Source organism: Streptococcus dentasini (genome assembly GCF_053206945.1).
In genome coordinates this window covers 271962-291783 of the sequence record NZ_JBRUHS010000002.1, presented here as the reverse complement: position 1 = coordinate 291783, position 19822 = coordinate 271962, and the positions used below count along the sequence as shown (strand labels likewise).

Sequence of the window (19822 nt, the reverse complement as noted above, 5' to 3'; positions counted from 1 at the left end):
AGGTTAGGCTTGATACAATAGATAGGTATTCAATTTTGAATTGGCAAACTAAGTCCATTCATAGTTAAGTGACGCTAGCCTAGGAGAGACACCTGTACCCATGCCGAACACAGTCGTTAAGCCCTAGTACGCCTGAAGTAGTTGGAGGTTGCCTCCTGCGAGATAGGGGAGTTGCTTAGCATCATATAGGGAGTTTAGCTCAGTTGAAAGTGAGAGGGAATCGAGCTTTTAATCGGGGGGATAGGGAAAGCGAAGCTTTCGACTGTTTCCCAGCTAGAGTTAAACTTCTGTTCCAAGGGAGTTTAGCTCAGCTGGGAGAGCATCTGCCTTACAAGCAGAGGGTCAGCGGTTCGATCCCGTTAACTCCCATGATTAAGTAATGAGAACGTAAAGAAAAGCGTATGATTTTAGGAAATGGGTAAGAAATCCTGATTTCTTAAGCCATTTATCTAAATCACTATCTTTTTAGTTCGAATACAATTACTTGAATAGGTCCCGTGGTGTAGCGGTTATCACGTCGCCCTGTCACGGCGAAGATCGCGGGTTCGATTCCCGTCGGGACCGTTGAAATAGTCTGGGAGACTATTTCAATCTGGAAATAAAACAAGCGAAAGCTTGTATCAGCTTTTAGATGTCTGGAAGACATTTTGAAGTTGGAAAAAGAACAAATGCAGTTTGTGTTGGTTCTTTAAAGCCAAGAAGGACTCGTTAGCTCAGTTGGTAGAGCATTTGACTTTTAATCAAAGGGTCACTGGTTCGAGCCCAGTACGGGTCATAGATGCGGGTTTGGCGGAATTGGCAGACGCACCAGATTTAGGATCTGGCGCTTAACGGCGTGGGGGTTCAAGTCCCTTAACCCGCATAAGAGAGATAGGCCGGCTTAGCTCAGTTGGTAGAGCATCTGATTTGTAATCAGAGGGTCGCGTGTTCAAGTCATGTAGCCGGCATTAGCGAACGTAGTTCAGTGGTAGAACATCACCTTGCCAAGGTGGGGGTCGCGGGTTCGAATCCCGTCGTTCGCTTGAGGATTGCCGGGGTGGCGGAACTGGCAGACGCACAGGACTTAAAATCCTGCGAAGGGTAACCTTCGTACCGGTTCGATTCCGGTCCTCGGCATAAGAGAAGCACCCTTGGCTCAACTGGATAGAGTACCTGACTACGAATCAGGCGGTTAGAGGTTCGAATCCTCTAGGGTGCATAGCGATAGCATATACGGGAAGTAGCTCAGCTTGGTAGAGCACTTGGTTTGGGACCAAGGGGTCGCAGGTTCGAATCCTGTCTTCCCGATAGAGGGCGTTTTTTTTATTTTGCTCAAGTCTTTTGGGGCTTTAGTAGATAAAAGAACAAATCTGAGGATTAAGCAGTGATTCTTTCTCATTGACTTCAGTTGATAAAAGCACCAAAAAGGTTGAGATCTTAGTCTCAACCTTTTTGATATTAACGACTTTTGAGTTCAAGATAACGTTTGTACCAAATATTAATATACGACTCTGAAAATGGCCCTTTTTCATTGTTAATCCAGTCTACAAGAATCTTCACATTTTCTTTGAGGATAAAATCGATATCTCCAGAATAGTGCATCTCTCGTTTATGTGTTTCATATTCATCAACGTCAAGCAATTTTTTTTCATGATTTTCAAATACCTTAACATCTAGGTCATAGTCAATATATTTAAGTGCCTCTTCATCCATAACATAGGGACTGGCTAAGTTACAGTAGTAGGAAACACCACTATCACGAATCATTGCGATGATGTTGAACCAGAATTTTTTATGAAAGTAAACAATAGCTGGTTCTCGAGTAACCCAACGACGGCCATCACTCTCGGTAACAAGGGTATGGTCATTAACACCGATAATAGCATTTTCAGTTGTTTTTAGTACCATAGTATCGCGCCATGTACGGTGCAAACTACCATCATGCTTATAACTCTGAATTGTAATAAAGTCGCCTTCTTTAGGTAATTTCATGGCAAAAACCTTCTACAATTAAGTTTATCTGTTATAGTTTAACATAATTTAGCCGAAAAAGCATTTTTTACGAAGAAGAAGTACTTGAAAGCTCTTAGAATATATAGTGAATGGCAATTATAAGTTTATAGATAGTCTCGCAAGGCCGATTCAATATCTGAATAATCATAACCTTTCCGAGCCAATGCTTGAATCAGATGTTGCTTGAGCTTGTAGTCACTATATTTTTTCTGGTACTTTGGGTAAAGCTTGTCTAATTCTCGGCAAATTAACGTCATATCCCTTCTGCTATTCTTTTGAATATTTAGCTCATCTATAACTGCTCTGACAGTGCTAGTGTCGAACCCCTTTTGAAGTAATGATTGCTGTACCTTATCCTTTGTCGCCTTAGTAGGATAACGCCCTTCATACTTACGAAATAGCTTTTGTCCAACACGTTGAGCTAGGTCAAAAAAATCTTTCTCAGCTAAAATAGTTTCGCATACTGCTCTAGTAATCCCTTTTTGTTGAAGTTTTTGACTAAGAATAAAAGGCCCCTTGTCACCTGTATAAAAATTTTGATTGATGAAATTTTCAGCATACTGATAATCATCAATCCAGCATTCTTCTTTGAGATTATCAAGTACTTTGAGAACGTTTAATTCACTAAGATTATGTTGGGCGAGATAATTTTTCACTTCTCTTTGAGTTCGTGGTTTAAAAGAAAGAAAATAGAGAGCAAGATTCTTACCGTAGGAAAATTGGGAGAAAGATTGTATTTTTTTTAACTGCTCATCACTGATTTCCATCTGTTTTGATAGCATAAAATGTACAATGGTATCTTCGGTGATATAGAGACTTTCTTGATTATCAAGCTCTAAAAGATAGAGATGTTTTTTCTTTTCTATTTTAGTGATTTTCATAGGTTTATTATATCAAAAATGATAAAATGTTAGAGGTGTTGGCCTGCTTTGGGAAATTGAACGAAGGAAAATTGGCCAATGTACCTTATGGGATTGTGTTAGTGTTATTAGAAAGGATCTGATAATGGTGAGTTTACAGGTTAAGCAGAGAATCCCTTTGAAAATAAAACGTATGGGTATTAATGGTGAAGGAATTGGCTTTTACCAAAAAACCCTAGTATTTGTACCTGGTGCTTTAAAAGGGGAGGAAATCTTCTGTCAAGTTACGGCGGTAAAGCGAAATTTTGTTCAAGCAAAATTATTACAGATTAATAAGAAATCTAACTTTCGTGTACAGCCTCAATGCCCTGTTTATGAAAAATGTGGAGGATGTCAAATTATGCATCTTCGCTATGATAAGCAGTTAGATTTCAAAGATGATATCCTAAGGCAGGCTCTGAAAAAATTTAAACCGGCCGGTTATGAAAGATATGAAATCCGTCATACAAAAGGAATGAAAAAACCTGACCATTACCGTGCAAAGTTACAGTTTCAGACACGCTACTTTGGAGGGAGTGTCAAAGCAGGTCTTTTTGCGGCCAATTCTCATCGCTTGGTTCCACTGGATAATTGTTTAGTACAAGATAAATTAACCCAAAAAATTGTAAATAAAGCGGCAGTGTTATTAGGCAAATATCAGATTCCAATTTATGATGGACGAAAAAAAGCGGGTGTACGGACAATCATGGTACGTAAAGCACAAGCTAGCTCCCAAGTTCAGCTTATTTTTATCACGAGTTGTTCTTTACGCTTGTCAGCACTAGTAAAAGACTTACATTTGGCTTTTCCAGAGCTTATTTCAGTTGCAGTTAACTATAATTATTCAAAGTCTAGTGATATTTATGGAGATAAGACGGAAATCATATGGGGGAAAAATAGCATTCAGGAAGGGGTATTAGATTATAGTTTTTCTTTATCACCACGTGCTTTTTATCAACTTAATCCTCAGCAGACTCAAGTCCTTTATAATGAAGCTGTTCAAGCCATGGATCTAACACCAGATGATCATCTGATTGATGCCTACTGTGGAGTCGGCAGCATTGGCTTAGCTTTTGCAGGAAGGGTAAAATCTGTTCGTGGGGTAGATATTATCCCTGAAGCTATTGAAGATGCTAAGCAAAATGCCAAGGATATGGGGCTTGGTAATACCTACTATGAAGTAGGTCAGGCAGAAGAAGTTATCCCTAAATGGTATGCCGAGGGGTACCATCCCACTGCCCTCATTGTTGATCCCCCTAGGGTGGGATTAGACAAAGGTTTGTTAGAGACCATTGTTCGATATGCTCCTGAAAAGATGGTATATGTTTCCTGTAATGCCTCAACTTTAGCACGGGATTTGGTGACTTTAACCTCTACCTATGAGGTAGACTATATTCAATCTGTTGATATGTTTCCACATACCGCAAGAACTGAGGCTGTTGTAAAATTAAATAGGAAATATTAAAAGCATTAAGAAATGAAGCTGTGTAAGAGCTTGTTCAGTCTTCATTTATATTTTTGAGTAAGTTCTTAATGAGATGGTTGACTAACTTTTGTTTAATCGCAAGAGGAAAGCGAGAATTTAACCATCCGGGAGTCTTGAAAAAGCGGAAATATTCAGCCAGCTGTAGAGGCTCGGGTGATCTGAGGATGACTATTTGAGTTGTTAGCCCTAAAACAAAAGATAGGAATTAGATTGGGGGAGGGGCGTTTTAGGTCATGCCCTAGGAACTAGAGAGTGAAGAAAGCTAAAAAATTCTAATTTTAGCTCTCCTCACTCCTATTTTTTTAACAAAAAGGAAATTTTTAGAATACAAATATTACAATTAGATTAAAAAAGTTACAAAAATATGTTGACACGATATATCAGCTGTTTTATAATTAAAGAAAAGTAGGAGGATTTTCAAATAATGAAAAAAACATATAAACTTGCTGCTGTTCTTACCCTTAGTTCTATATTCTTTCTAAGTGCTTGTCATAAAGAGACTTCTCAAAATAAACCTAATCAAAGCTCAGAAAAAACGAGCCAAACAAATAATAATATTAAAAAAAATAATAGTGGTTCTTATACTAATCGGGGATCTAGTAGTACTTCCTCTCCCGCCACGTCTTCACAGAGAGAATCTGGAGAAAATAACAATCAAGAAAACTCTTCATCCAGTATCAATGTCTCAGCAATTGCTAATGGTGACTTTTCTAGTGTAGCAGGAACTTGGCAAAATGCTAATGGAGATACCTTGGTATTTGACAATAATGGTTTGGTATCCGATACTCAGTTTATCCAGTCCCAAGGGGTATCTGGTGAAAAAGCCTTATTTACCATAGGTCAGAAAGATTCAGAAGTGGGCAGCGCTGCCCTATTTATGATCCCAAAAGGAGTTGCTTCTACTGCTGGAGCAACATTTAATCAAGATGTAATAACAGTAGGGCAGGGCGCCTCGTCAGATGAGACTCCCTATTATAAAACTAGCTAGTTCAATCGTTAAAGTAGTTCGTATCAAAATTGCTATTACAAATACATTTCAAGATTACATTAATATGTTGACAACGTTTTTCGATTTATCTATAATAAAGGCAATTATGAAAATGAGAGGAGTATATAAATGAGAAAAGATTTATCATGGAGTGAAAAACAACGTTTTTCAATTCGAAAGTATTCACTAGGAGCTGCTTCTGTCTTAATTGGGGCTAGTTTGTTAATAGGAAACCAAGTTTTGGCAGATGAACAAGCTGCTCCTAATGATTCGATCCCTGATACTACAGTTCAAACAGTAGCCGTCAATGATGAGGGGCAAAATGTAGTTACTGATACTGGGATTGATAACTTACAAGAAAATAAAACAGCAGAGGGTGCGGCATCGGTAGCATCAGAAATATCTGATGCTGCAAGTCAGGCAGATATAAAAGAAGGTCTAGTTACTAACGAAGCTGCTTCGGCCACAGTTGATGAAGCGACACAGACTGATGGTAATACGACTCCCCCTGTAGCCGCTAATCAAAATACAGAATCAGCTTCAAGTTCTACTGATACTAGTGAAGTTACTTTACCCACACTGGAGCGTTATACTTTTGATAAAGAAGTAGAAGTTAAGAGCGAACCCAAGGTAACTGCAAAAACGGATTTTACCTTTAAACAAGGGGAAAGTATTAGCTATGATAAGCGCCTCCAAACTGACGGTTATAATTGGATCAGTTACGTTTCTTATAATGGGAATCGCCGTTATGTTATGCTGGATAAACTGGCAGCACCGGAGCCTCAGCCAAGTGAACCTAAGTTAACGGGGCAAATTAGCTTTGAAAATCAGACAGAACAAGGATTTGATATCCGCATATCTAATGTTTCAGATGATAATGGAGTTCTTGCTGTTAAGGTACCTATTTGGACAGTTAAAAATGATCAAGATGATTTAATTTGGTATGATGGTGTCAAACAAGATGACGGCACTTACAAGGTTGCTGTTAAGTTGGCTGATCATAAAAATGACAAGGGTGATTATCTCGTACATCTTTACTATGTTGAAAATGATGGTAGGATGGTTGGCATTACCGAAGCCAAGTATACAGTTGAAGAAACAACCCCGCAAGTCACCACCCGTACAGGAACTCTTTCCTTTAGCAACCAGGCTAATGGTGATTTCGATGTAATTATCTCCGATGTCTCAGACAGTGCAGGTCTTAAGGCTGTTAAGGTACCGGTTTGGACAGATGATAATGGTCAAGACGATTTGGTTTGGTATGATGGTGTCCAACAAGGAGATGGCACTTATAAAGTAAGTGTGAAGCGTTCAGATCATAAGGATGAAACAGGTCTTTATCAGATACATCTTTACTATATTGAAAATGACGGTCAGATGGTTGGAATTACCAATGGACAACATACACCTGAGGTAAAAAAAGAAGAAAATAAACTAACAGGTACTATCACTATTCAAAATCAAACTGCTGATGGTTTTGAAGTCGTTGTTACAAATGTTGCTGATAGCAAAGGAATAAAGGCTGTTAAAGTTCCTGTCTGGACGGAACAATCAGATCAGGATGATGTTGTTTGGTATGATGCTACTAAACAAGATAATGGCGACTATATGGCTGTCGTTAAAACTAGTGAACATAAAGGAGAACACGGCGATTACAACATCCATCTCTACTACGTTGAGGATGATGATAGAATGGTCGGTGTAGCTGCTACCAAGACCACAGTTCCTCAGCCAGAGGAGGAAGCGGATTATGAAAGTACTCTTCCCTCATTGAGGAGTTATACCTTTGTTAAACAAGTAGATGTTAGAAATTCCCCTCAGGTAGCTTCTGATGTTGTCTTTACTTTTGATGCCGGAGAAAGTATTAATTACGATAAAATTTTGAGAAAAGATGGACATAATTGGATTTCTTATGTCAGCTATGGTGGTCAACGGCGTTACATAGTTATTGATTAGTCCTTATAATAAACCTTTCTATAGATAATCATCACTTCAATATCAGAGGTGATGATTTTTTAGAAGTTGGGAATAACTGCTTTCCCATAGGAATCCTAGAAAGTAGGGATTTTGACAGCCTTGTGAATTTGTGATACTATGGGACGAGAAAGTAGAGTAAAGTATGTATCGCGTATTAAGTATTGATGGTGAGGTCATAGTTCTCGCTAATACAGCCGGTCATGTCAAACGAGTGGAACGTTCGTCTTTTAGCTTTGACCCTAGATTGGGAGATAGGGTTGACCTTTATTATGACGAAAACGATGATGTTATTGCGACAAGAGCCAAGTTGACAGATAAAGGATCGGGTTCTCGAGCAATTAGATCAACGCTCTTGCAAGGAATTTTCGACCTCTTCACAGAAGTTTTAACAATCCATAATGACCAAGTTGGGAATATCCAGAAGATTTTATCCCAACTCTTTATAGCCTTCTTCATGGTTTGGGCTTTGGTTGGTGTCGTCGTAGTTGAGCTGGTTATCTTAATAGAATCACTCGTAATTTGGGCTTACCAGTTTATTGTGATTGCTATCAAGTATTTGCATGATATTATTTCCAAAAAATTAAAAGAGCGAGCTAAAAAACAAGCTCAGCGACAGACTTATATGGCTTATAGTGATTCCGTTTATAACCAAGAGTATGGGGATACTATCAACTCGGAAGCTTATGCTGACTATGAAGATGATTCTTATATTATTGACTTAGACTCCTTAGAATTATCGCCCGATGAGCGTGACAAAGAGGACACGGATTACTCCAATTAGAAGGCAAGGCAGTCGGTAAAGGAAAAACTGTTTCACTGTCATTAAGTTAAAATCTCTAAGATTCATTTTGAATCCTGATGTAGTGAGTGATAAAAAATTCAAGGAGGTTGAGACAAAAGTTCTCAGCCTTATTTATTTGGTTAATTTTATTTGCTAGGCGCAGTGGTTGGGAGAAAAACTGGTTGACTCTGCCAAGAAGTCTTTCCCCTGCACAGTTCATTAGGTGCTTTAGCACCAATGAACCACTGCTGGTTGGATATCCTTATCTTGGGGCGCTTCTCTATCTTTAGGCGCCCCCTTAAACAGTCCACTGGACTATTTAACTACCACACAAATGATAGCTCCAACAGTTTGGGGAACTGTTGGAGGAGATCCAATTCTATGAATGTTAGCTCATGTTGATCCCTTTTTAATTGAAAAATAAAGCTTGTAAAGCAAGTGTCAAAATGCTCCGATGGAGTTTGGCAGTCTGGGGATTGACTGCCAAAGCCTGCCACTTAAAAACAGGAAAGTGGCAGAGGCCTGAGCCTTAAAATAAGAAAGCGAGGACAATCAAATTCTTTAAATTATTGATTTCTGTCCCCCACACTTTTTTAGCAGAAAATAGGGCTTGACTATAAGCCAATTGATTTCTAAATAGTGTAGAAATCATGATTGAACCTTTCTTTATAGGTGAAATTTTGCTAAAATGATAAAGAAATAAACATTAATAGAGGTAAGATATGTCACAATTTTTAGTCTTTGGTCACCAAAATCCTGATACCGATGCTATTGCATCATCCTACGGCTGGGCTTATTTGGAGCGTACAGCTTTTGGACGTGATGCGGAAAGTGTAGCTCTTGGGACTCCAAATGAAGAAACTGCTTTTGTTCTCGATTATTTTGATGTTGAAGCGCCACGTGTTGTTGAATCTGCTAAGGAAGAAGGCGTTAGCCAAGTTATCTTAACAGACCACAATGAATTTCAGCAATCTATTTCAGATATTCGCGAAGTAGAAATCGCAGCTGTTATCGACCACCACCGTGTGGCCAACTTTGAAACGGCCAACCCGCTTTACATGCGTGTGGAACCAGTTGGATCAGCTTCTTCAATTGTTTATCGTGCTTTTAAGGAAAACAATGTTGAAGTGCCAAAAGAAGTAGCCGGTCTTCTCCTATCAGGTCTTATCTCTGATACCCTTTTGCTTAAATCACCAACTACTCACGAAACGGATCCCCAAGTGGCTAAGGAATTAGCTGAAATTGCTGGCGTCAACTTGGAAGAGTATGGCTTGGCTATGCTGAAAGCAGGGACTAATCTTTCAAGCAAGTCAGCTGAAGAATTGATCGATATTGATGCTAAGAGTTTTGAGCTCAATGGTAACAATGTGCGCGTGGCTCAGGTCAACACGGTTGATATTAATGAAGTTTTGGATCGCCAAGCTGAAATCGAGGAAGCTATTAAGACCTCACAAGAAGCTAATGGCTACTCAGATTTTGTTTTGATGATTACAGATATTCTCAATTCAAACTCAGAAATCCTAGCCTTGGGTAGCCATATGGATAAGGTTGAAGCAGCCTTCAATTTCAAATTGGAAAACAATCATGCCTTCCTTGAAGGGGCTGTATCACGTAAGAAACAAGTGGTTCCGCAGTTGACGGAAAGTTTTAACGGTTAATAACCATTAAAGCCAAGGACTTTTGCCCTTGGCTTTAATTTATAGGAAAAACAAATGAAGACAGACCTAATACAAGAAGGAGACCTCCTGTTTACAGTAGGCGATTCAGAAATGGGACAGGCTATCACGACCGCCACAGGTGATTACAGTCATGTTGCTATTTATCTCGAAGGAAGTATTTATCACGCGACAATAGACCAAGGGGTATCTAAACAGGACTTGACAAGCTTTTTGGAAGAAAATAAGGTTGTAGATGCTTTTTTCTATCCAAAGATCAAGGTTAAACAAGTCCTTAGAGGAGCTCAGACTCTACTTGGAAATCCATATAATATCAGCTTTTATCCTGACGGAACAGGCTTTTACTGCTCTCAATTTATTGCTCATATCCTTCCCATCTTTAGCGAAGTTCCAATGAAATTTGGGAACGTTCAGCAGGAAGTGACAGATTTCTGGCAGGAATACTATGAGCAGCTTGGTTTAGCTGTCCCTAAAGGACAGTCTGGGACCCGAGCCTTCTAGCCCAATCATCTCAATTACTTTATCGCTGTCGGATAAAATAATTGCACTAAATTTATAACTTTAGCCCTATATGATGTTCAGAAAGGCCTTATGCATACGGTAGGTGAAATCTGTTAGGTCTTCGTTAGGCCCATGTTCAATGGTCCACTTCATCAGTGACCGGACAATAGATGCATATAGTTGGGTCAAGAGTTCCAGAGGAAGATTGTAGGATGTTCCCTCTCTGAGTAAAAGCTCTTTGATATACAGCTGACAAAGCTGGTCGAATTGCTCCTCAAAACCTTGTTGATTATCCAAGGGAGTTTTTAATAGGGCCTTTAGAAGGGCTGTGTTTTCCTGATAAAATTGATAAATATCCCCTAAAAAGTCCTTTAGTTGACCATTATCCAAATTTTCCCCATATTTAGCCGCAAATTTTTCCTGAAGAGGGTCCAAAGTTTTTGCAATGAGCTGTTCAATAATGTCATATTTATCCAAGTAGTGGCTGTAAAAGGTAGAACGACTGACTAGGGCTTGCTTGCAAATATCTTGAACCGTCAGGGAATAAAAACCCTGAGTCAAAATGAGATTGGTTAGAGCTGCTTCAATATCGCGCTTGGTCTTAAGAACTCGAATATCTTGCACCATATAATTTTCTCCTATTTGTTGCTTATCAAACATATATCATACATAATGTACGATTTCCTACAGATTATAAGAAAATATGGATTGTTTGTCAATACTAGTCACAATATACTAATGGTGTTGATAAATTAAGGAGAAATCGTATGAATATTTTAGTCGTCAATGGGCATCCTGATCGAGAGAGTTTTAGTCAGGCAATTTTTGAAACAGTGATGGCAAACCTAGATTTTGCCCAACATCAGGTGGAAACATTGGAGCTTGGCCGCCTGCACTTTGATCCTGTTTTACGCTATGGTTATCGCAAGCGCATGCCGGAGGATAAGTTTATCTTACAGTCACAGGAACTTATCCAGTGGGCCGATCATTTCATCTTTATCTACCCGATATGGTGGAGCGGCATGCCTAGCCTCATGAAAGGCTGGATTGATCGTACCTTTACTCCGGGGATCGCCTATTCTTCTAATACCGAGGGTAATTTCATCTGGAACTACCTGCGTGGACAGCAATTTCGCAAACTTTTAAAGGGAAGAACGGCAGATATTATTGCAACCTCCATGGCCCCCAGCTGGTGGTATAAACTCTTTTCTGGCTGGATCAGTGTACCAGATAGTTATGGCCTAGCAGCATTAAAAAGTGCTGTTCTCAATCATTGTGGTATTAAAACGCGCCGCTTAATAGTGCTGGGCAATATGGGGCGTGAAACTTGTACAGAAGCAAAACGAAAAGCTTTTTTGAACAAAGTAGGTGTAGCTATCAAAAAGCTATAGAGAATATAAAAATTAAAAGGTAATACTCTTTTGCCATAAAGTTTCCTCCATTCTTTTTTGTCTGCTTGTTTTCAGGCAAAAAAAGGAGGACTCCTACACTTAAGCATAAGAAGTCCTCTAAAATGAAAGAAGCTATATCTTTCAAAAGATTTTATATTTAATTTTTTATTATATTTTCCTGTATCAAAAAGATCTATGAACTATCTTCATAATATTAATAGACCATGAATAATACATTGTAAATTCCTCCATTACTGTTTAATCCATTTTTACTCCTCTCATGGGTACTCCATAAAATATCACTAAAGTTCCTACACTAATTTTTCAGAATCGTTAACTTATCACCTTTCACCAAAACAACCTCGTTATTACTTATTGGTTGCAAGGTTAATTTTGTCGAATATTGTTCTACAATATTACTTGTTATTTTTTGAAAAGGTGAATTCAAATAATGAGGAACAGTATAGAAATCTACTATCCTAAGTGCTTCATAATTACTTAAATTGGGGGCTTTTTTTATACTATCCATAGAACTTATATATTCAATATTAGGAGCTGTAATGATTGCTCCCGCAGATTCCCCTATATAAATTTTCCCCGAATTTATTGCATTTTTAATTAGTACGTCTGCACCTGTTCTCTTCATTTCCTGCAATAAAAAGAATGTATTTCCGCCGGTAACATAGATTATGTCGTTATCAGCTATCTTAGCTTTCATCTCCTTTTCATTTGCCGTTGATAAATCCAGTACATCAACAATCGCCCCTAAGTTTTCTAACGCTTTCTTTCCTGAATTCACAAAGAAATTAACTTTTTCAACATTACTTGCTGTTGGTATAAACACTATCTTTTTTTCATATAATTCACCTGCAAATTCAGGAAGAAAAGTAGCTACTTCTTTAAAATAAGATGTTAAAAATAATTTTCTGACCATTTGTTTTCACCTCGTATTTTTCTTTCACTTATAGTATAATGTATATAGGTTTCAAAATATGACACCTTTATGTTTAGAGGAGATGTTTGAATGAATAAATCAGAGCGACTTAATGATATGATGATATATTTAAATAATAAGAGCTATTTTAACTTAACAGATTTGATGGAGAAATATAATATCTCAAGAAGCACTGCAATTAGAGATGTTCAATCTTTAGAACAGATTGGAATGCCAATATTTTCGGAACATGGCAGGTATGGACGATATGGAATTTTAAAAAACCGATTACTTTCACCTATTATTTTTACCACTGATGAAATGTATGCGATGTACTTCTCCATGCTGACACTAAAAGAGTATCAATCTACTCCTTTTGATTTAGACCTACAGAAACTAAAACTAAAATTTGAATCCTGTATCTCTAAAGAACATAAGCTGAATTTGGACAGAATGGAAACAGTATTCAGCTTTGCATCGTTAAAGCAAGTGAATAATTGTCCATTTTTGAAAGATATATTGTATTTATCAATTAACTATTCTGTATGTGATATTACTTATAAAAGCAAAAATAATGATTATAAATACACTGTACAATTTTTGAATATATCTACATCGTTTGGTCAATGGTATGTGACAGCATATAATTATGATAATGACAAAATGCAAGTATTTCGTTGTGATAAAATTCTTTCTTTATCTATCAATGAAAATAAAGAGCCTGTTGACAACTATAGAATTGAAACTTTGAAAAAAAATAATTTCAAGGAAAAGAATTCTACTGATTTTGAAGTAAATATAACAAAAAAAGGTGTAGATTTATTTATAAAAGAAAATTATCCATCAATGTCATTAATTTGGTGTAACAATACACCGATTATCAAAGGATACTACAACAAAAATGAGGAAGATTTTATCTCAAGCTACTTTTCTATTTTTGGAAAAGAAATTATTTCAATTAATCCACCTGAATTAAAAGAATTGATTATTAAAAAAATAGAAGATAATATGACTTATATCAAATCTCTTTAAGTTTGTAGCTAAATTTTAAAGGTTTCAGAATTTGATACTTTTATTCTGTATAATTAAAGTATCCAAAAGGAGGTCTTCTTAAATGAATACAAAAACAGAATTCTTAAAAATTATGGCTGAACAAACAGAAATAGCTTTAGCAACATCTGTAAATAATGTTCCAAATGTGAGAATAGTAAATTTTTATTTTGAGCCGGCTGAAAATATACTTTACTTTTCGTCTTTTAAAGGAAACGACAAAATCAAAGAAATAAAATCAAATCCATATGTGGCATTTACCACAATTCCTCACTCAGGAAATGAACATGTTAAAGCTAAGGGGATAGTTCAAAAAAGTTCCAAAACTATTTTTGATATTGCTGAGCAATTTATTGCTAAAATTCCGGATTATAAAGATACTATAGAATATGCAGGAAAATCCTTGATTTTATTTGAAGTAAGATTTGATACGGCTATAGTTACAAAGGATTTAGACACAATTAAAACATTACAGCTGTAAATTGTAACCTATTTACCAAGGTAACAACCTGAAGATTAATAAGCTTTTATTTTTCAGGTCTTTTAATTGTTAATAAGATTTGCTTTATAATCTTCCAGTCACCCTCATTTTTTTTCAATTCCAGGCTGAACTATAACACTTGCATTGCTTTGGTCTGTGTACCAAGATATTTAACCGCTGAGGATAATATGATATAATTTTCCTTGTGGTTGTAAATCAGATCGACCAATTCCTGAAAGATATACTCTTTCCAACAAACTTTAGGATTTCATCTGTTAATTATTAATACAATTCCTTTTGTATATTGGTAAGGTAGCGCTTGAAAAAAATGGTTAAAAGTCATTTATCTCATTTGTGATAACGGAATCATGTATACTGTCATTTATATTATAAAAATCAAGAACTATAAATATTTACTGAACTATCATATAATATGATTAAATTTAAAACTTGCTTACCTCATGCTATCTAATTCATTCTTTTATAGCAAGCACATAAAACAATCCCATTTCATCCCTAATATCTATAATTTTATCATATATGATTAGGTTCATTTTTAAGAACTATGCTTAGAGCTGTTCTTATACTATTAGTATATGAGCAAGCACAGTAAGTGTACGGACACTTACGGAAAATTGACGAAGCAGCCCTTGGGGAGCTGCTTCTTTTTTTATCAATTTTTAGCTTGTTAGGGAGAACCCTAAGACCCCGAAATACATTCAAAGGAGGAACTAACTATGGCAAATAGAACAAGAAACGAAAGACTTGAAATTAAACTAACTGAAGAAGAAAAGGCTCTTTTTGCAGAGAAAAAAAGACTTGCGAAGTGTAGAAACATGAGCCATTTCATCCGCAAATGCGTTTTGGAAAAGGAAATTTATCAAGTGGATTTAGAGCCTTTCAGAGATTTACAAGGCTTACTTTCTAATGCAACAAACAACATCAATCAGATTTCAAAGCGAGTAAATTCGACAGGTGTAATCTACAAAGAGGACATCAGTGATATAAAAAAAGAGATTGAACATTTCTCAAAAGAGCTGTGGCAAATTCATTCACTACTTCTGAAAAGAACATCTGAAACGGAAGGTGAATAATAATGGCTATTACAAAAATACACCCTATAAAATCAACCCTTCATCTTGCCATTGCTTATATTGTTAATGGAGATAAAACAGATGAACAGCTTTTAGTCAGCACTCATAAATGCCACGAATCAACTGCTCACACTCAGTTTTTAAGGACACGAAATGACGCAGGAACAAAAGGAACCGTTCTTGCAAGACATCTCATTCAATCATTTTTACCGGGAGAAACAAGTCCTGAATTGGCTCACCAGATTGGTATGGAGCTGTGTAAAAAGATACTCAAAGATGAGTACGAATTTGTCTTATCTACTCACGTAGATAAGGGGCATATCCACAATCACATCATCTTCAATAATGTAAATATGGTAACAGGTAGGTGCTACCAGTCTAACAAGAAAAGCTACCACCAAATCCGTTATCAGAGTGATAAACTCTGCAAAGAAAATAGCCTATCTGTCATTGACGAGTTTTACGAAAGCTATAAGAAAAAATATAAGATTAACGGTAAATCTTGGTATGAAAACGAACAGGTAAAACATGGCACTTCTTGGAAAAGCAGGCTTCAATTTGACATTGACAGAATGATAAAACAGTCAAAGGACTGGGACGAATTTTTAAAGAAGATGGCTGATCTTGGCTATGAAATCAAATACGGTAAGCACATTGCTTTTAAGCCAAAAGATAAGGCGAGATTTACAAGGACTAAAACAATCGGAGAAGATTATACCGAAGAAAGATTAAAAGAACGAATTGCAGAAAGAGAGTTTATCAAGACTCCCGACGTCAAAAAACGCATCGGCAATGTTATTGACATGAACTCCAATGCAAAGGTAAAGGAAAGCAAAGGCTACGAATATTGGGCAACCAAACATAACCTTCATACAATGGCTGAGTCTGTTATTTATATCAGAGAACATGGCATTAAATCCGTTAAACAGCTTGACGAGTATATTCAAAAAGCAGCCGATGAAAGGCAAAATATACAAGAGAAAATCAAGACTATTGATAAGGAAATGCAGAAGCTTTCCACCACTATGGAGCAAGTTCATACCATTAAAAAATACAGAGCGTGCTACAAGGAATATACTGCTAATCCGTCTGACAAGGCATTTTTTGAAGAGTACAAAGCTCAGATTACCCTATATGAAAATGCTCTCTCAGAGCTTAAAAAATCCTATTCCAAGCTCCCAAATTCAAAGGATATTTTAGCTGAGCTTGATAAATTACAAGAAAAAAAGAACACCCTTATGCAAGAGTATTCTTCCTCAAAATCCACTATGGACGAGCTTTATAAGATACGAAAAAATTACGGAATTTATATGGGTAAGGAGATGGAGAGATAATCTTTATCTCCTTTTTTCGAAAATAAAAAAAGAGTCGGTGCAGTCCCAAGACCACACCGACCATAAGTTTATCTCTCAGCTTCTTTTGATTGAAATCACTGAATTTCAGACGCTTTTAAAGTGGTTCTGGTTTTGTATTAATGGTTGCCTATAACTTTGAGATGGGTAATCTGGCCACTTACTACTTTTGCAATGTCTTTACCTGTCAAAGTAAAATAATCACCTGATTTTCTGCGACAGACAACGCCCCAATTAGCCTGTAACCAGCCATCATCTTGTTTCTCAATATCCCATAAATGCTTAGTTGCTAGATTTCGACTGAAGAAAATTTTAAAGAAATTTTCAATTTCTGCACGTCCCCTATAGGTATGACCATCATTGGCCTCGATAACAGCGTCTTGGGTAAATAATGCGCAGAGTTCCTGAAGGCTGTTTTCATTTTGAACAGCCAGATCAGATAGTTCAAAGTAGCGGTTTAATATGTTCATGCAATAACCTCCTCTTTAATAATTCGATACAATTTGAACAATTGTATTATAGAGCTTTTTTTGATAGAATGCAAAGAAAGGAGTGATAAGGTGAAAAATTTATCCCATCCTGCAACAGCAGATATTAAACTAGAGCAAATTCTTTATGCTTTGAGTGAACCCATTCGTTTAGCCATTTTTCGAGAATTATATAAATCTAACAAGGAAAGAAACTGCAGCTACTTCTCGGACCTGGGAAAGAAAAATAATTTGTCTCATCATTATAAAATGTTGAGAGAAAATGGATTAATCAGAGTTCGTATAGACGGACGACAGCGCTTTATTTCCCTAAGACTAGATGAATTGAATGAAAGATTTCCAGGACTGCTAGAGAGCATTTATGAAAGTCTATAAATGATATGAGGAGCTGGATTGATCGTATCTTTACTCCGAGTATTGCTTATTCTTCTAATACCAAGGGAAATTTCATCTGGAACTACCTGTGTGGACGGCAATTTCGCAAACTTTTAAAAGGAAGAACGGCAGATATTATTGCAACCTCCATGGCCCCCAGCTGGTGGTATAAACTCTTTTCTGGCTGGATCAGTGTGCCAGATAGTTATGGCCTAGCAGCATTAAAAAGTGCTGTTCTCAATCATTGTGGTATTAAAACGCGCCGCTTAATGGTGCTGGGCAATATGGGGCGTGAAACTTGTACATTGGAAAAGCGCCAACACTTTTTAAAAGAGGTTGGAAAAATATACAAAAATTATAGTTTTAAAATCGTCATAAAAAACTGAAACAATACAGAAAGCCTCTTTTTTGTTTCACTTGAAAGAATCAATATTATGTGTGCTAATGAAACTCCGCTAATCTTTGCATTGAGATTAGCGGAGTTTTTAATTGCCCGAAAGAGCTTCTGATCAAAAGACTTTATTAATGGCTAATAATCTGTAAATAAGTAATCTTACCGTCCTTTATTTCTACTAAATGCCTTCCTGTCTGTGCAGAATAAATTCCTGCTATGCTGCGGCAAATAAGAGCCCAGTTAGTTTTGAATCCCGTACTGGTTTTTTGAATATCCCATAAATGTCTGACAGTCGGATTTGTATCGAAAAAATTCTTGTAAAAGGAAGCGATAGCCTCTCTGCCAGAATAAGTTTCACCGCCATCTGTTTTAATGACAGCATTGGCAGCAAAAAGATTGCAGAGTTCCCAAAAGCTTTGGGCATCTTCTCCAGCAGAATCTGCTAGCAGAAAATAGTGTTCGAGTATTTCCAATTTACTGCCCTCCCTAGACTTTATTGTTGATTGCTATTTATGGATGTTTTAATAAAAGTTTGCCGTTGATTTTTCCTTTTTCTAAATCCAGTAAAGCCTGAACGGCATCGTCGATAGGAGCAGTAAAAAGTTCTGGCAGTTGAATTTGATTGCTTGCGACCAATTTCAGAGTCCAAATTAAATAATCATGGACAGTTTTGATGTGCTGAGAACAATAGCCGCCGAAGTTAAAACCAATCAGGTTGATATTGTTTAACCAGAGAATATCAGGATCAATATCTGCATGCTCTTCCTGCGAAGCGTTTCCAAGGATGGCTAATGTACCACGAGTATTCAGCTTTTGGAGATTGTCTTTCCTGTGCTCTCCGCCTACGGGATCTACGATAAGATCAAATTTTTCTTCAGAAGAATTGAAAAATGTTTCTCGCAGATAAGCAGCATCATAGCTCAAGTCCATCGCCTTTTGGCGTCTTTCTTCATTGCTGACAACTGCAATAACTTTTTTAGCTCCTAAAAGTTTAGCTGTTTGACCAATCTGAGAACCCAAACCGCCCGTTGCTCCATAGACGAGAACGCTGCTGCCTGCCTCCAGTTTTACGATTTCTTTTAGAAATACCAGAGCTGTTGCTGTATTGGTTAAAGCTGCTACAGCTAAATCAAGTCCTAGGCGATCAGGAACTTTAACTACATAATCCTCATGAAGGCTAACTAAATCAGAGAACCCGTTTAAAGTATTGATGGTCAAGCCAGCAACTCTGTCTCCAACTTGTAACGCTGTTACTCCAGCACCGAGTTCCATGACAGTTCCCGCAACTTCCAGTCCAGGTGTAGCGGGAAGTTCTAGCTGGCCAAACCCTCTAGCGAAGATGACATCAATTAAACCTACTCCTGAATAATCCACCTTAATAAGAACTTCCTTTTCTTTAGGGCTGGGATTTTCAGTTTCCTGATAAACCATTGTTTCCGGACCATTATAATCTATAATTTGCAATGCTTTCATGTGCAATACCTCCTGAAAGTAAGAATAATCATCATTGATGATTTGCCTAAAGTATAACAGCTGTGTTATGCTTGAACAAGTAGGCACATTTTTTGCTTATACTAACAAAAAAGTAACTAAAGGAGGCTTGTGAAATGAGAGATACACCAAATGACTGTCCTTTCGGCTGTACTGTGGAAGTTGCCATGGAAGCGATTGGTGGGCGCTGGAAGGGAGCAATCCTATTCCATCTGGCCGATGAAGGAGTGCTGCGCTTTGGCCAATTAAGGAAAAGAATTCCTGGAATTAATCAGCGTATGCTGACGAACCAACTTCGTAAACTGGAAGAAGTCGGTATTATCAAGAGAACTGTTTTTCCTGTTGTACCTCCTCGTGTAGACTATGAACTTACAGAATTTGGAGATACCTTAAAGCCCCTCCTCTTTCAGCTGAAGAAATGGGGACAGGATTATATTGATTTTCAAATCGCTATGTCAGAAGAATAGTTAGA

20 protein-coding genes, 9 tRNA genes, 1 rRNA gene and 1 pseudogene are annotated in these 19822 nt (G+C 37.2%); 24 read left to right on the top strand and 7 right to left on the bottom strand.

The features are described 5' to 3' along the window. The first annotated feature begins 64 nt into the window (after positions 1 to 64). From rrf to ACVR1G_RS02865, 10 genes are all read left to right on the top strand, one after another. Positions 65 to 180: ribosomal RNA gene (gene rrf / locus ACVR1G_RS02910) — 5S ribosomal RNA — on the top strand. 116 nt (positions 181 to 296) lie between these two features. After that, positions 297 to 369 (top strand) — tRNA-Val (locus tag ACVR1G_RS02905). A gap of 122 nt (positions 370 to 491) precedes the next feature. After that, a tRNA-Asp gene (locus tag ACVR1G_RS02900) sits at positions 492 to 564 on the top strand. A 138-nt stretch (positions 565 to 702) separates the two neighbouring features. Then, a tRNA-Lys gene (locus ACVR1G_RS02895) sits at positions 703 to 775 on the top strand. Between the two features lie 5 nt (positions 776 to 780). Next, positions 781 to 862, top strand: a tRNA-Leu gene (locus tag ACVR1G_RS02890). 12 nt (positions 863 to 874) lie between these two features. Continuing rightward, positions 875 to 947 (top strand) — tRNA-Thr (locus ACVR1G_RS02885). 3 nt (positions 948 to 950) lie between these two features. After that, a tRNA-Gly gene (locus ACVR1G_RS02880) sits at positions 951 to 1022 on the top strand. An 8-nt stretch (positions 1023 to 1030) separates the two neighbouring features. Further along, positions 1031 to 1116 (top strand) — tRNA-Leu (locus ACVR1G_RS02875). Between the two features lie 8 nt (positions 1117 to 1124). Beyond that, a tRNA-Arg gene (locus ACVR1G_RS02870) sits at positions 1125 to 1198 on the top strand. A gap of 15 nt (positions 1199 to 1213) precedes the next feature. After that, positions 1214 to 1287: transfer RNA gene (locus tag ACVR1G_RS02865), tRNA-Pro, on the top strand. Positions 1288 to 1437: 150 nt separating this feature from the next. Here ACVR1G_RS02865 and ntdP read toward each other — a convergent pair. Both ntdP and recX read right to left on the bottom strand, forming a co-directional pair. Continuing rightward, positions 1438 to 1971 carry a nucleoside tri-diphosphate phosphatase gene (ntdP, locus tag ACVR1G_RS02860; RefSeq protein WP_447451705.1) on the bottom strand — a complete coding sequence of 178 codons (534 nt, stop codon included), beginning with the start codon at positions 1969 to 1971 and terminating at the stop codon, positions 1438 to 1440. Between the two features lie 125 nt (positions 1972 to 2096). Next, positions 2097 to 2873, bottom strand: coding sequence for a recombination regulator RecX (gene recX, locus ACVR1G_RS02855; RefSeq protein WP_447451704.1), 777 nt, complete (start codon positions 2871 to 2873; stop codon positions 2097 to 2099). Between the two features lie 127 nt (positions 2874 to 3000). Between recX and rlmD the strand changes: the two genes are divergently transcribed. The 6 genes from rlmD to ACVR1G_RS02825 all read left to right on the top strand — a co-directional run bounded on the left by rlmD (position 3001) and on the right by ACVR1G_RS02825 (position 10300). After that, a complete protein-coding gene (rlmD, locus tag ACVR1G_RS02850) occupies positions 3001 to 4356 on the top strand; it encodes a 23S rRNA (uracil(1939)-C(5))-methyltransferase RlmD (RefSeq protein WP_447451717.1) in 1356 nt (451 codons plus the stop codon). 445 nt (positions 4357 to 4801) lie between these two features. Beyond that, entirely contained in the window at positions 4802 to 5365 is a 564-nt protein-coding gene (locus ACVR1G_RS02845; RefSeq protein ID WP_447451703.1) for a DUF6287 domain-containing protein, read from the top strand. 129 nt (positions 5366 to 5494) lie between these two features. Next, complete coding sequence (locus ACVR1G_RS02840; protein WP_447451702.1) at positions 5495 to 7321, top strand: GBS Bsp-like repeat-containing protein; 1827 nt, start codon at positions 5495 to 5497, stop codon at positions 7319 to 7321. Between the two features lie 163 nt (positions 7322 to 7484). Next, positions 7485 to 8123, top strand: coding sequence for a hypothetical protein (locus ACVR1G_RS02835; protein ID WP_447451701.1), 639 nt, complete (start codon positions 7485 to 7487; stop codon positions 8121 to 8123). 722 nt (positions 8124 to 8845) lie between these two features. After that, on the top strand, positions 8846 to 9781 hold the full coding sequence (locus ACVR1G_RS02830) for a manganese-dependent inorganic pyrophosphatase (protein ID WP_447451700.1): 936 nt from the start codon (positions 8846 to 8848) through the stop codon (positions 9779 to 9781). A 54-nt stretch (positions 9782 to 9835) separates the two neighbouring features. Then, entirely contained in the window at positions 9836 to 10300 is a 465-nt protein-coding gene (locus tag ACVR1G_RS02825; protein WP_447451699.1) for a YiiX/YebB-like N1pC/P60 family cysteine hydrolase, read from the top strand. 66 nt (positions 10301 to 10366) lie between these two features. Here ACVR1G_RS02825 and ACVR1G_RS02820 read toward each other — a convergent pair whose 3' ends face one another. Beyond that, on the bottom strand, positions 10367 to 10927 hold the full coding sequence (locus tag ACVR1G_RS02820) for a TetR/AcrR family transcriptional regulator (RefSeq protein WP_447451698.1): 561 nt from the start codon (positions 10925 to 10927) through the stop codon (positions 10367 to 10369). Between the two features lie 140 nt (positions 10928 to 11067). Between ACVR1G_RS02820 and ACVR1G_RS02815 the strand changes: the two genes are divergently transcribed. Then, entirely contained in the window at positions 11068 to 11691 is a 624-nt protein-coding gene (locus tag ACVR1G_RS02815; protein WP_447451697.1) for an NAD(P)H-dependent oxidoreductase, read from the top strand. A gap of 316 nt (positions 11692 to 12007) precedes the next feature. Here the strand turns inward: ACVR1G_RS02815 and ACVR1G_RS02810 are convergent, their stop codons facing one another. Then, entirely contained in the window at positions 12008 to 12625 is a 618-nt protein-coding gene (locus ACVR1G_RS02810) for a peptidase E (RefSeq protein ID WP_021002839.1), read from the bottom strand. Positions 12626 to 12715: 90 nt separating this feature from the next. Here ACVR1G_RS02810 and ACVR1G_RS02805 point away from each other — a divergent pair, with 90 nt between their 5' ends. The 4 genes from ACVR1G_RS02805 to ACVR1G_RS02790 all read left to right on the top strand — a co-directional run bounded on the left by ACVR1G_RS02805 (position 12716) and on the right by ACVR1G_RS02790 (position 16584). Further along, the gene (locus ACVR1G_RS02805) at positions 12716 to 13657 is read left to right on the top strand and encodes a helix-turn-helix transcriptional regulator (RefSeq protein WP_086432461.1); all 942 of its coding nucleotides are present in this window, start codon (positions 12716 to 12718) and stop codon (positions 13655 to 13657) included. 82 nt (positions 13658 to 13739) lie between these two features. Next, positions 13740 to 14156 (top strand): pyridoxamine 5'-phosphate oxidase family protein, encoded by a 417-nt coding sequence (locus ACVR1G_RS02800; protein ID WP_003042823.1) that lies wholly within the window; start codon positions 13740 to 13742, stop codon positions 14154 to 14156. A 737-nt stretch (positions 14157 to 14893) separates the two neighbouring features. Beyond that, entirely contained in the window at positions 14894 to 15250 is a 357-nt protein-coding gene (locus ACVR1G_RS02795) for a plasmid mobilization protein (protein ID WP_414298460.1), read from the top strand. 2 nt (positions 15251 to 15252) lie between these two features. Then, entirely contained in the window at positions 15253 to 16584 is a 1332-nt protein-coding gene (locus ACVR1G_RS02790) for a relaxase/mobilization nuclease domain-containing protein (RefSeq protein ID WP_447451696.1), read from the top strand. A gap of 137 nt (positions 16585 to 16721) precedes the next feature. On the opposite strand, the gene ACVR1G_RS02785 is transcribed toward ACVR1G_RS02790, so the two are convergent. Then, positions 16722 to 17072, bottom strand: coding sequence for a nuclear transport factor 2 family protein (locus tag ACVR1G_RS02785; RefSeq protein WP_447451695.1), 351 nt, complete (start codon positions 17070 to 17072; stop codon positions 16722 to 16724). 90 nt (positions 17073 to 17162) lie between these two features. Here ACVR1G_RS02785 and ACVR1G_RS02780 point away from each other — a divergent pair, with 90 nt between their 5' ends. Both ACVR1G_RS02780 and ACVR1G_RS02775 read left to right on the top strand, forming a co-directional pair. After that, on the top strand, positions 17163 to 17465 hold the full coding sequence (locus ACVR1G_RS02780; protein ID WP_004227010.1) for an ArsR/SmtB family transcription factor: 303 nt from the start codon (positions 17163 to 17165) through the stop codon (positions 17463 to 17465). Positions 17466 to 17470: 5 nt separating this feature from the next. Beyond that, positions 17471 to 17851: pseudogene (locus ACVR1G_RS02775) on the top strand (NAD(P)H-dependent oxidoreductase); the annotation flags it as partial. A gap of 136 nt (positions 17852 to 17987) precedes the next feature. Here ACVR1G_RS02775 and ACVR1G_RS02770 read toward each other — a convergent pair. Together ACVR1G_RS02770 and ACVR1G_RS02765 are read right to left on the bottom strand one after the other, a co-directional pair. Then, positions 17988 to 18332, bottom strand: a complete 345-nt coding sequence (locus ACVR1G_RS02770; protein ID WP_447451694.1) for a nuclear transport factor 2-like protein — start codon at positions 18330 to 18332, stop codon at positions 17988 to 17990. A 37-nt stretch (positions 18333 to 18369) separates the two neighbouring features. Further along, a complete protein-coding gene (locus ACVR1G_RS02765; RefSeq protein ID WP_447451693.1) occupies positions 18370 to 19332 on the bottom strand; it encodes a quinone oxidoreductase family protein in 963 nt (320 codons plus the stop codon). 134 nt (positions 19333 to 19466) lie between these two features. Between ACVR1G_RS02765 and ACVR1G_RS02760 the strand changes: the two genes are divergently transcribed. After that, a complete protein-coding gene (locus tag ACVR1G_RS02760; protein WP_165211737.1) occupies positions 19467 to 19817 on the top strand; it encodes a winged helix-turn-helix transcriptional regulator in 351 nt (116 codons plus the stop codon). Positions 19818 to 19822 lie beyond the last annotated feature (5 nt).